We start from the raw sequence: 12,412 nt of genomic DNA on the forward strand, positions 1-12,412 counted from the left end.
TTTGATATAAATGCTTCAAGTTTTAATCAACTTGCCGATCTATTAACCTGATAGTATCAATATATATTGTGGAATAATTCAACGTTAGATTGCCGGATGTTCGAGAATCTGATGAATGCCTATCAAGTCGCCATGCCGGCAGCCTTTATCTGTATCCTGGCGGTACGCCGGGTTGTTGTTCGCCTGGTGAGTTGGACGGTTCGCGCCCACTAAACTCCCAATCTTTTGTTATCTGTCTGTAGCGCAGACCTGGCATATTTTTATACCAATGAAATAGCTTTCAGCGCCGTTAATTAGAAATAGTCAACGGCGCGACATAATGTTTCATTCAAAAAATAAATTACATTTTACGCCTACTGCAGCCTCTCACGAATTAAAAAAAAACACCCCTGCGGCTTATTATAAATCACGAGTAATCATTCCGATAGCAGGACTCAGCGATTTTACCGTAGTCAAAGGATATAATTCATGTAGGGGGATCCTGACTAAATTAAACATTGCCAATAAGCACTTATCACTCTATTATTTTGAAAATAATTAAATGATTGGATCGCATTATCAGCCGCAAATAAACTCACAGGATTAAATTATGAAGGATGTTCTTATTGTTGATGACCATCCGGTTGTTCGCATGGCGGTCAGGCTGCTGCTTGAAAAAGACAACATGGTAGTTTGCGCTGAGACGGACGACGGTCTGGAGGCGCTGGCGCTCACCAGAAAACACTCGCCTGAGCTGATTATTCTGGATATCGATATGCCCTCCCTGAATGGGATAGATCTCGTCTTACGCCTTCGCAATAACGGCTTCACGGGCGGGATTCTGGTATTAAGCGGCAAAGACCTCGAACATTATGTGAAGCGCTGCGTCAATGCCGGTGCCGACGGTTTTATCAGTAAACGCAATAATCTGACGGAGCTGCAGGACGCGGTGCGCGCCATTAAAGGACGCCAGGGCTCGGCCAGCGGGGAACTTAGCGATCAGCAAAAAATGTCCAGCCTCTCTACCCGGGAGCTGCAGGTATTAACTTTACTGGCCCGCGGTATGAAGGTGGTTGATATTTCGAAGGTGATGAATATCAGCGATAAAACAGTCAGCACCTATAAGAGCCGGGTATTAGAAAAGCTGGAATTAGAAAACATGATTGAACTCTACGAATTTACCCAGCGGAATAATATCGACTAATACCCTCATGCCCCGTCTACTTCTTTTATTTGCACTGTTTCTCGGCCTTAACTTTGCCGGGCTCCGGGCCGAGACGGCCTCCCCCATGCGCCTGCACAGCAGGGAACCCTGGACGGCGTTAACCTTCTCTCTCGCAGACAGCGACTGGCGCTGGCTCGGGGAAAAAAGAGAGTTAAAGGTAGGTGTCTATGGGCCAGAGAACCCGCCTTTTGACCTTGTGGTGGATAACGACACGCTGGAAGGCCTTTCCAGCGATTATACCGCGCTGATCCTCCAGTCTCTTGGCCTGCGTTTCCAGATTGTCTATTACGCCGACAGAGTTCGCGCGCTAAACGCCCTGTCCAACGGCGAAAGCGATTTGCTCATCGATGACGGAGGCGGTCAGCGCCAGCCGGACCATGCTCTATTACAAAGCCGCCAGTTTGTGGCCGATCATCCGGTGCTGGTATCCCGGGAAACGTCGATGTCGGATCTTGATCCCCTGCCCGCCGGAAGCAAAATAGCCATGGCCGATGGCTATCTGAGCGACAGCTGGGTTGAAGCCAGCTATCCGGGAATCCGCATCATGCGTTTTCCCTCGGCCCAAAGCGCGCTGGCCTCAGTCGCGTTTGGCGAGAATGATTACTTTATTGGCAATCTGATATCCGCCAGCTACCTCATTGAACGCAACTATGCCTCTACGCTGTCGGTCGTCCATGTCTTTAAAGATCAAAACACCGGCCCACGCTTTATTTTTTCAGCGGACAATGCCCCCCTCCAGCGGAGTATTAACACCGCCCTGGACGCAATGACACCGCGGCAGCACGAGCTAATCTTTGCCCACTGGAGCCAGGGGCTTGGGGTATGGAAACCTGCCGCCCAGCTTCAGCTCACGGACAAAGAGCGACGCTGGCTTGAGCAGCATAAAGCGCTGCGCGTGGTGGTCAATTCCATGGAAGCCCCCTTCACCCTCAGCGACAGCCGGAACCGGTTTAACGGCATGGCGGCCGACCTTTTGCGTTTGATCCATTTGCGCACTGGCATCAACTTCACAATGGTTGAAGCCGCCACGCTGAGCGGAATGGTGGCTATGGTTCAGCATCATGAAGCCGATTTTATCGGCTCCCTGCCCTTCAGCCCCGGGCGGGAAGAAAAAGTGCTTTTCACCCGGCCCTACGCCCGCCCGCCTTATGTGATGGTCAGCCAGAACACGTTGACGACCCCAATGACGCTGGCGGCCACCCGGACCCTGGCCATTACGCCTGACCACGCCCTGACCACCTGGCTAAGTAAAAATTACCCAAAAATCAAACTGATCGTCGTTGAAAATACCAGCATTGCCCTGCAAATGGTTGATGAAGGGCGCGTGGATGGCGCGGTGAATAATTTGATTGCCGCCCGCTATATGATTGACCGCTATTTCCGGGGCCGGCTCACAATAGCCACCCGACTGGGGGAAGAGCCGGCCCGCATTGCCTTTGGCGTAGCGCGGGATAACCCAGAATTACTGAGTATTTTAAATAAGGCGCTGGCGGCGATCCCTCCCCGGGATATCTCGCAGCTGGCCACCAAATGGCAGGGGACGCCGGATATCAAGCTTGAAACCTGGCTCACCTACCGGCGTGAGTTTTACTGGCTGGCCGGGATATTAGCCCTTCTGGGGCTTACGTCGGCATTCTGGAATTACCACCTGCACCGGGCGGTGCGCCTGCGAAAAGAGGCTCAGGTGAGCCTCCAGCAACAGGCCACGTTTCTTGAAACCTTATTTAACGGTACGCCGGTGCCCGTCTGCGTGATTAATACGGCCGGGAAGCTGATCAACCACAACCCCGCCTGGGAACAGTTCTTCCGTCATAGCACGGACGCTATCCACGCGCTGCAGCCCTCCTCCGCCGGCCATCCTCTGCACGCCATTTATCAGACACAGGCGGCGCAATCAGGCGACGGCGGATACTGTCTGGTTCCTCAGCGCGGGAAGATCAATAACGGTGTAGAAGATCGCGACGTGATCTATCAGTTTGAGGCTTTTTGCGACACGCGCGGCAGCATAACCGGGCTAATTTGCAGCTGGCAGGATATTACCGACCACCAGCGGCTGCTGGCCGACCTCTCCCTGGCCCGCGAGCATGCCGAACAGGCAAATCGAACGAAAAGTACCTTCCTCGCCACCATGAGCCACGAAATTCGAACCCCAATCAGCGCTATTATTGGCCTGCTGGAGCTGGCGGTGACCCAGCATCACCGGCAAGAAGATCACGAGTCGGTGCGGGTGGCTTATGAATCCTCGCTGTCGCTGATGGGGTTGATTGGCGACATTCTGGATATGGCTAAAATTGAGTCCGGTAAGCTGGAACTGTCCCCGGAGTGGGTGCGGTTTGATACGCTCACCGCGCCGGTTGTTCGGGTTTTTGAGGGACTGTCGCGGCAAAAAGGACTCCGCCTGCATCATCAGGTTGATATCCTGCACCCGGACGAACTGCTGCTGGATCCGATGCGTCTGCGGCAAATTCTCTCCAATCTGATCGGCAATGCCATTAAATTCACCAGCCACGGCTCCGTTGAGGTACAGGTGCATTGTTTACCCGACCGGCACGAGCAGGCGATACTCGAAATGGTGGTGACCGATACCGGGATTGGTATTAGCGAGGCGGAACAGCGGCTGATCTTCAACCCCTACGAACAGTCAGAGGCGGGAAAAAAACAGAGCGGTACCGGCCTCGGGCTGGCTATTTGCGAGCAGCTGGTAGCGATGATGAACGGCACGATACAGCTGCGCAGCAGGCCTAAACGCGGCACCCGTATCTGCGTGCGTATTCCGGTTCTGACCCGAGAGACGAAAATCCTGCCAGGGCAAAACGCGCCGCTGCCGGGAAACAGTTCTCTGCCGTTGACCATTCTGACGGTAGACGATCACCCGGCGAACCGCCTGCTGCTGAAACGCCAGTTAACGCGGCTGGGGCACACCGTGATTGAAGCTGAAAACGGCGAACAGGCCCTCACGCTCTGGCACCAGCACAATATTCAGCTGGTGATCACCGACTGTAATATGCCGGTGATGGACGGGTTTGAACTGACGCGGCGGCTGCGTAATCAGCAGCCTGGCGGCCTGACTATCATGGGGCTAACGGCCAACGCTCAGCCGGAGGAACGCGTCCGCTGCCTGGCGGCCGGCATGGACAAATGCCTGTTTAAACCGTTGCGTCTGCCTCAGCTGGAAGCGTTACTTGCCGGGATCCCTCGCCTTTCGGGCGCAGCTCAGTGGCAGCCGGATACCCTGAGTACGCTGCTGGATATACGCGCCCTGCGCGAACTTGTGCATGATGATGACGAGATGTTAACCCGATTGCTGTGTACCACGCGTGACGAAAATCTGCGTGATATTCAGGTGGCGGGGCTCTGTTTCGATGAAGATGACCTGCCGGGGATGACCCGCAGCTTGCACCGGATGGCGGGTTCAGCGCGGATCATTGGGGCAATAAAGGTTGCGACCCTGTGCGCTAACCTGGAAACGCGCTGTGGGCAACCTGGGGGCTATGCCATTGAGGCACAAACGCTGGATGCCGTGCTCGGGGAGGTACTGACGCTGAACCAGGCGATAGACGATTTTATCGCGGCGCAGCCAACGATGAAAAGGCGGTGAGAACCGGCTCCCCCGCCGGGTTATCTTATGCCCGATTTGTTTCGGCGCTTTCATCCTCAGACTGGTAACGATATCCCGCGCTTCGGTAACCGGAGCAATACTCCGTCATCGCATTTGAGACCGCGCCGTTGAGCACTATCCCTTTCACCTGAACGCCTTCTCGCTCCAGCCGGGTAATACTCTGGGTGGTTTCCTTCAGGCTGTTAAGCCTTGCTCTTGTCACCAGCAGCGTCAGGCTCGGAACGGATTTACTGATTATCGCCGCGTCGCTGACGGCCAGCACGGGCGGGGTATCGACAATAACCATGTCATAAGTCTCTTTCGCCCAGGCCAGTAAAGCCGGGAAACTTTCCCCCACCAGCAATGGGATGGGATCCTGCCTGGATCTCCCCCGCGTAATAACGTCGAATCCTCCAGCGTGGAAGCGGCTTACCGCTTGCTGACTGGATACATCCCCGTTCAGCAAGGCCGACAGACCTTCCCCGCGATCCAGACCAAACATTCTATGGGCATCGCCCCGGCGCATATCCGCGTCAATATAAAGCACCTTCTGCCCGGCCTGCGCCACCAGCGTAGCCAGCGATGTACTGACAAAGGTTTTGCCGCTGTTTTCGGTTGCGCCACAAATGATCACCACGTTGCGGCCTGTCTCCATAGTGTCAAACCAGAGGCTGGTTCTTAGCCCCCGGATGGCCTCGACGCAGAGATCGGTGGGGTTAGCCAGGCAAAGCAATGCCGGAACGCTGGCCGGACTTATCTTTTTATCGGGCCACAGGCCGCCGCGCGCTTTACGCGAATGCAACGCCTGCCAGGCGGAGTGAGGCAGAGTGGTATAGACGTTCAGCCCCTGCGCTTCCAGCTGCCCGGGCGTCTCAATACGCTGAATGAGTAAACCACGGCCAAGAATAAACCCACAGGCGGCCAGCAACCCCAGCAGGGTTGAGAGGGCAATAATAAAGCCTTTTTTAGGGGACACTGGCTCAACGGGCACGAGGGCGGTGTCAATAATACGCACATTGCCGGTGATGCCGGACCGGGTAATGCCCAGCTCCTGCTGTCGGGTTAACAGCTGCATATACACTTCCTGGCCGGAGTCGACTTCTCTGCTCAGCCGGAAGATCTCCTGCTGAATCGCTGGCATATTGGCCACGCGCTGATTCAGACGTAATTTCTCTTTTTCCAGCGTAAGCCGTTTCCCGGCAAGCGCGCGATATGTCGGGTGCTCCTTTTTATAAAGCTGGGCTATCTCTGCCTCTTCAAACGTGAGCGTATTCAGCTGGCTATCTACGGCGGCCAGCTGCTCCAGTACGGCTTTGGTTTCCAGATTAAGATCGACCGAATCATTACTCTGCCGGGCCCGGTTGAGCCTGCCCTCCGCGTCGTTAAGCGTGGCGCGCACTTCCGCCAGCAGTTGATTGAGGAACTCGAGACTTTTCGCCTCTTTATCCGTCTGCCGGGCAACATTTTGCTGCAGATAATTATCCGCCAGCAGATTAAGAGTACGCGCCAGCTGATGCGGATGGGTGCCGCTGAGGCTGAGCTGCAGCATCCCGCTTTCGCTCCCCCTGGTCGTCACGCTGAGTGCCTTTTTCAACGTCTGGATGGCCTGCTGCTCCGTGACTCCGCTTAGCGCGAACCGGCTTCCGGGGGCAGCATTCAGGGCGTTAACCGTGAGGCTTACCCCTTTCCCACGCAGCGTCTGCCCCACTTTGCCTGCCAGCCGGTCGCCGTCCAGTTCAAGGGTGTAGTGATGCGCGTCTCCCACAAGCAGCGTGGCGGTTTTACCGTCGGCAATAGAAAAAGCCCCGATGTCCGGCAAAGGAGGAACAGTTCCGGTGAACTGCGCCCATCGATTACCTAAAATGGGAAAGTAAACCGGGGTGATAACAGTTTGTAGCCCGACGTCACGTACGGTTTTCCCCAACAGCATCCGCGACTGAAGGATCTCCACCTCAGGCTCAGTGCCTGACGCTTGTTCCGGCATCAGGCGGGTCAGCCCGCCTGGCAAAAGCCCTGCCTGTTTTTTTTCAACCTGAATAAGCACGTCTGTACTAAAGCGAGGCGGTGAAGATTGCGCGATTAACAGCCCCGCCAGCGAAGCGGTTAAGGTGACGGCGGTAATCAGCTTCCAGCCGCTGAGTAGTTTGTGTAGCAGATGTACTAAGTCAATTTCTTCGACGGGGGGGCGGCGGGTTAAACGCGCGCTTTCCTCTGCAAACATAAAAAATACCTTTTATTCATGAGAATTTAGCCGGAGCGCCCACTCCCGGGCATCCTGCTCCAGCAGGCCAAAGACATGTTCAAAAAATGCCGGGCCGCGCCGCCAGGGATCCGGGATCGCCCGGCGTCGGGACCAGTGGCCAAAAAGCAGCGTTTTCCCCCGGGCCCAGGGCGCAAGGGCGACTATCTCGCTAATGTGGTGCGGCTCCATCGCCAGCAGCAGGTCATACTGCCGGGCCATTTCAACGGTGAGCTTTCTCGGCGAGTGCCCGGCCAGGGTAATCCCGCTGCCGGAGCAGAGGCTGGCGGCCAGCGGATCGGCCAGATGCGCCGGAACCTCAAGCGTGCCCGCCGAGTCGACGGCAAGCCCGATACAGTCGCGGCGCAAGAAGCGCTCGGCAATCGGCGAGCGGCAAATATTTCCGCTGCAAATCACCAGCACGGATCTCACCATTTATCCACTCCGGGCTTCAGCAGGCGTCCCGTCTCGGTCAGATCGCGCAGGCCGACGACCGACGGCAGCATTTGCGAAATCACCCGATTCCAGCGGGCAACCGGTGCGGCGGTGACCCAGACCAGATCGTAGGGCTCGAGCCAGAATTCGGTGCCGAGGGTCATCGCCAGCGCGTCCCGGGCGTTGAGCTGATAAACGTCGGCGATTTTGCCACCCGCGCCCTGCTTCAGCGGGCGAATAACGAATATGCCGCTGGCGTCGGCCACCTCCTGGCGCAGCCCTTCGGCGTTGCCCAGCGCTTCCGTGAGGGTCATCCCGCTGCGGTCCATCTTCAGCGTGCTTTGCTTCCCGACCACCCCCATAACAAACACCTTCAGGGCGTCATTGCGGGGAATAAACAGGATATCGCCGGCGGACAGCATCCGGTTTTGCGACAGATCGCCCCGCTGCAGCAGGGCGTGGAGAGAAAGGCGGCTCTCCTGGCCGTTGCGGGTGAGTACCACGTTGTGCCAGTCGGCATCCGCCGTCAGGCCGCCGGCGGCATTAACCGCGTCCATCACCGTCAGCGGAATATTGGTGAGCGGCTGCTGGCCGGACTGCGCCACCTCGCCGGTGACATAGACTTTTTGTGAGCGAAACGCGGCGATGCTGACGTCCACCTGCGGGCTTTCAATCACCTTCTCCAGCTGGCCGGTAATCAGCGCCCGGACCTGGGCCAGCGTTTTCCCCGCCACTTTGAGGCGGCCAATGTAGGGGTAAAAAATGGTTCCGTCCGCGCCAACCCAGTTTCCGGAGTCACTGGCGCTGCGGTACTGGCCCGCCGGCGTCGTTAATTCCGGATGCGACCATACGGTCACCGTCAGTACATCGCCTCTTCCGATGCGGTATTCATACGCATTGAGCTGCCTGTCCAGTCCGGGATTAACCCGGGCGGCGACCTTTGCCGGGCGCAGCCGGTCGATTAGCGTCGGGGTCAGGGTATAAACGTTGACCCGCTGAAGAAGCTGCTTAATTTCTGCGTCTGACGCCGGGTCGCCGGGCAGCGATAGCGTCTGGCCTGGCACCAGGGTGCAGCCGGTTAAAGCCATCCATAAAGTGGCCGTCGGGATAATACGTACTTGTTTTTTCATTTCAGGCAATATCGAATAATAATGTGAGCGGTTCAATCGAGTATTACCGGGCTGCCCTACGATTAATATCATCGCCCGCTTTAACTTTTGTAAGCCCTGGATGACATTGGTGTCAGCCTTAGCTGAAGGGCTGACAGGCATCCGTTTGCCAATATCTATTATTACCCGCCGCTGGAGAAGGCATAAACATTTAGCCTTTGCCATGTAGTCGTCCCCCTACATTATCACCATGGAGAGACTACAGGTAACACATCGCCCGCTGACTATTTCTGTTATTCACCGCCCCCTATTATATTTCAACGCAAGACAGCATCACCTTGCGAATAAAGAAGATGTCCGCCATCAGTAATAGCTTTTGTTTGTCCCAGGCTACGCAAGCGATTATTAACGCCGAACATCACTGACCTTTTCACTCGGTTTGAGTGACGGTAAAACATTTAATTAAAGATAAAGGAATTTTGATATGCGTAAATCTTTCTACACTCTGGCCCCTGCCGCTCTGCTGATGATGGCCGCGATTTCTCCGGCTCACGCCGCGGGCAAGAACGCCACCCTGACAGTTACTGCGAACGTTACGGCTGCGACCTGTGACGTGGTGCTCGGTTCACCGGCGCTGGAGTTGGGTAGCTTTACCGCGACTGAACTAGCCACGGCGATGGCTCCGGTAAATACTCAAAAAGTCGATGTTTCTCTGAAAAACTGCAGCACGCCGACTACCAAAAATGTGGCTAACTTCATTGTTACCGGCGCCACCACAGCCAGTAATTCAGCGGTATTTAATAGCGTGGCAACCTCTGATGTCGGTGCATTGGTCAAAGACGGGGCAACCATCGTTAAAACTGGAGATAAAGTGCTGCTGAAAGATTTCTCCGCTCACCCAACTATGCCAACCGCAGCTGAATTAGGTGCACTGAATAAAAGTTTTGATATTAGCCTGACCAGCGCCATTGATAACCCAAAAACCAAGGGAAGCATTCTCGCGCCAATTACTTTCCAGTTTGACTACAACTGATTTTACTCTTATTTGGCGGGTGCCGTTGGCCCGCCGCTCAATAAAGGTTAATTTAATGACTCGTTATTTCCTGCATATATCACTTGTCACCGCACTATTTTCGGTGACGTCGGTCTCTCAGGCTGAGGGCTTTGGGATTAACACCACCCGGCTGGTATATCCCCAGGGAGCAGGAAGTATCAACGTCACGCTGAGGAACGGCAGCGCCGCACCAATGCTGGTGCAGTCGGCGGTTAGCCGCGTGTCATCCCATGCCGAACCGGCACCTTTTACCGTGATTCCCCCGCTGGTTCGCCTGGAACCCAACAGCAAGCATAACCTGCGTATTCTGGAAAATAGCGCCAGTCTGCCCACTGACCGTGAATCCGTGTTCTATTTCCGCGCCACCGCCATTCCGGGCAGCAAACAGGGCGCCGGTGAAAACGACAATCATCTGGTCCGCTTTGGCATCGGCAACAGCATCAAGCTGTTCTACCGCCCAAAAGGCTTGCCGGGCACCGCGCTGGATGCACAAAAAAACCTGCAGTTCTCCCGAGTGAACCAGGGCTTAAAAGTGACCAACACCTCGCCTTACCACGTGAGCTTTGCCCATCTCAGCCTGGAGGGGAAAAACCTGCCGCTGGATAAAGCGGACGCCAAAATGATCGCCCCGTTTACCAGCTATACCTGGCCGCTGCCTGCTGCGAAGGGCACGGTGAAGTGGGTAACTATCGACGACCACGGAGGCGACAATGCGTTTAGCCAGAAGCTGCCTTGAGGCATCAGCGGGCCTGCTGTTGCTGCTGGCTTTCTCCGGGCTAAATCCTGGTCACGGGGCGTTAACCGTGATCAATTTTTCCGCCAACCTGGTGCCCGGCAGCTGCGAATTTGAACTTGATATCCCTAAGCTGCTGCTGGACCCGGTGCGGCCTGCAGAGCTTATAGCTTCCAGGCTGATTGGCGCCAAAAAAGTGGAGCTGCAGATTTCAAACTGCAATGTCTCCACCTCGCTGAAGCCCTTTATCAGCGTCAATGGCAAGGGGCAAAACCTCGGGAAATGGGCCTTTCGCGATGACGCGACGTCCACCGCCAAAAATGTCGGCGTGATGCTGGTGAAAAGCGATACCCCGCCGGATTACGGCCATACGCCGCTGACCGACGGCGGGAAAGTAACCTTACAGACCGCGGGCGATATTGTCCCGAATCAGACCCTTAACTTTTATGCCGGGCTGATCTGCGGCACCACTGCCAACTGTGGCGCCGCGACGCTGGGCGAGGTTAACGCCACCATCGAGTTCACCCTCAACCACCCCTGAGGTCATGATGAAATTGCTGAGTCTTTTAAGCCATGCTTCGGGTCTGGCGGGCCTCCTGTTGCCGCTGGTCGCCCAGGCCGACGGCGGGATTGCGCTGACAAAAACGCGACTGGTGTTCAACGCAGCCGAGAAAACGCAAACCCTGATCGTCAAAAACAACAGCGACAGAGCCTGGCTTATCCACAGCCGGAGTCTGACCGCACTGGATGGAGATGACGCCGGCACGCCGTTTATTGTCATCCCGCCGCTGTTTCGCCTGGCCGCAGGGAAAGAACAAACCCTGCGAATCATGCGCAAAGAGCAGCCGCCTGAGCAAGATCGGGAGTCGCTGTTTTATCTCTCAATTAAAGCGATTCCGGCCAGCCAGCAAAGCGACGCAGCGGCCCAGGTCTCGGCGGGCCTGCGTTTTAACCTCAAGCTGATTTATCGCCCGGCAAAGCTGAAGCTCGACAATGAATTACCTGCCTGCCATTTAAATTTTTCCCGCAGCGGGAACGGGCTGAGTGTGCGTAATCCCTCGCCCTACTTTATCACCCTTGGGGCGCTAACCCTGGACGGTCAACCTCGCCAGGCCGACGCCTCCCCGCTGATGCTGCCGCCTTTCGGCAGGCAGGTTTTAGACGCGGCGGGACCCACACGCCATGTGACATGGCAGGTGGTGGACGATCGCGGCGGGCTGGCCCCGCTCTGCAAGGCCGACGCGGCCCCTACGGAGTTACCATGAAGATAAGCCACACCTTCTCCTTCCTGCTGGTGTTATTCGCTCTGCTGCAGCCTGCATTGGCCAGCGCTGAGCCGGGTCATTCCGGCAAGGGCCTGACTTATTACGTCACCCGCGTGGTTTACCCGGCGGCAGAGAAAAAAGGCGTCACGCTCACGGCGCACAACAAAACCAGCCGCTCCTGGCTGGTGCAATCCTTTATTCGCCCGGTCGACCCGGCCACCGGCAGCATTGATATCCATAACGCGCGCCACATTAATGCGCCTTTTATCGTCACCCCGCCGCTGGAGCGCCTGGAGGCCAACGGCGAGCTGACCGTGCGCATTCGCCGCAATGCGGAGCCACTGCCTCAGGATCGCGAATCGGTCTTTTTCATCGCCATGAAAGCCATTCCTGCCGAAAAAACGGACGCTAAACCACAGAGTGAAAACAAGGTCGTGCTGGCGGTCGTGAACAGCATGAAGGTCTTTTATCGCCCCGAAGGGCTGGAAAAGTATGCCATCGAGGATGTTGCCGCGGAGCTGCGTTTTACCCGGCAGGGAGACGCCCTGATTGCCAAAAACCCCACGCCCTACTGGCTGACCTTTGCCCGCCTGAGCGTGGGCAAAAATACCCTGGATAAAGCGCAGCTCCGGCTGATGGTGCCGCCGAAAGGCGAGCAGACCTACCGCTTCCCGCAGGGCGCCGCTGGCCAGGTTGAGTGGCAGTTAATTGATGAAGACGGCTGGCATACCGAGCCGCTGAAGCAGGACTAGTGGGGCCGAAGACGCAATGGAAA

Annotated in this window: 10 protein-coding genes; 7 read left to right on the forward strand and 3 right to left on the reverse strand. The window is 56.2% G+C overall.

All coding sequences use genetic code 11. The annotated features are described in order from the left end of the window. Positions 1-589 precede the first annotated feature (589 nt). Both F3J26_RS06585 and F3J26_RS06590 read left to right on the forward strand, forming a co-directional pair. On the forward strand, positions 590-1,183 hold the full coding sequence (locus F3J26_RS06585) for a response regulator (protein ID WP_166992502.1): 594 nt from the start codon (positions 590-592) through the stop codon (positions 1,181-1,183). 85 nt (positions 1,184-1,268) lie between these two features. Next, positions 1,269-4,802: an ATP-binding protein gene (locus F3J26_RS06590; RefSeq protein WP_286180192.1), complete on the forward strand. Its 3,534-nt coding sequence runs from the start codon at positions 1,269-1,271 to the stop codon at positions 4,800-4,802. A 25-nt stretch (positions 4,803-4,827) separates the two neighbouring features. Here F3J26_RS06590 and F3J26_RS06595 read toward each other — a convergent pair whose 3' ends face one another. Genes F3J26_RS06595 through F3J26_RS06605 form a run of 3 tightly spaced genes read right to left on the reverse strand, consistent with a single transcriptional unit; the run spans position 4,828 to position 8,606 of the window. Then, on the reverse strand, positions 4,828-7,023 hold the full coding sequence (locus F3J26_RS06595) for a polysaccharide biosynthesis tyrosine autokinase (RefSeq protein WP_166992508.1): 2,196 nt from the start codon (positions 7,021-7,023) through the stop codon (positions 4,828-4,830). Between the two features lie 12 nt (positions 7,024-7,035). Further along, positions 7,036-7,476 (reverse strand): arsenate reductase/protein-tyrosine-phosphatase family protein, encoded by a 441-nt coding sequence (locus F3J26_RS06600; protein WP_166992511.1) that lies wholly within the window; start codon positions 7,474-7,476, stop codon positions 7,036-7,038. Further along, on the reverse strand, positions 7,470-8,606 hold the full coding sequence (locus F3J26_RS06605) for a polysaccharide export protein (RefSeq protein ID WP_166992515.1): 1,137 nt from the start codon (positions 8,604-8,606) through the stop codon (positions 7,470-7,472). Before F3J26_RS06605 ends, F3J26_RS06600 begins: the two co-directional genes overlap by 7 nt. A gap of 463 nt (positions 8,607-9,069) precedes the next feature. Between F3J26_RS06605 and F3J26_RS06610 the strand changes: the two genes are divergently transcribed. From F3J26_RS06610 to F3J26_RS06630, 5 genes are read left to right on the forward strand one after another with little or no spacing between them, the layout of a single operon-like run. After that, positions 9,070-9,618 (forward strand): fimbrial protein, encoded by a 549-nt coding sequence (locus tag F3J26_RS06610; protein ID WP_166992518.1) that lies wholly within the window; start codon positions 9,070-9,072, stop codon positions 9,616-9,618. 55 nt (positions 9,619-9,673) lie between these two features. Next, on the forward strand, positions 9,674-10,375 hold the full coding sequence (locus F3J26_RS06615) for a fimbrial biogenesis chaperone (RefSeq protein ID WP_166992520.1): 702 nt from the start codon (positions 9,674-9,676) through the stop codon (positions 10,373-10,375). Beyond that, positions 10,350-10,913, forward strand: coding sequence for a fimbrial protein (locus F3J26_RS06620; protein ID WP_166992524.1), 564 nt, complete (start codon positions 10,350-10,352; stop codon positions 10,911-10,913). Before F3J26_RS06615 ends, F3J26_RS06620 begins: the two co-directional genes overlap by 26 nt. A 4-nt stretch (positions 10,914-10,917) precedes the next feature. Further along, positions 10,918-11,637 (forward strand): fimbrial biogenesis chaperone, encoded by a 720-nt coding sequence (locus F3J26_RS06625; protein WP_166992527.1) that lies wholly within the window; start codon positions 10,918-10,920, stop codon positions 11,635-11,637. After that, a complete protein-coding gene (locus F3J26_RS06630; RefSeq protein WP_166992529.1) occupies positions 11,634-12,389 on the forward strand; it encodes a fimbrial biogenesis chaperone in 756 nt (251 codons plus the stop codon). The genes F3J26_RS06625 and F3J26_RS06630 overlap by 4 nt, the downstream gene beginning before the upstream one ends. Positions 12,390-12,412: the final 23 nt, after the last annotated feature.

The sequence above is a fragment of the Enterobacter sp. Ap-867 genome (assembly GCF_011752855.1).
Lineage (GTDB): Bacteria > Pseudomonadota > Gammaproteobacteria > Enterobacterales > Enterobacteriaceae > Cedecea.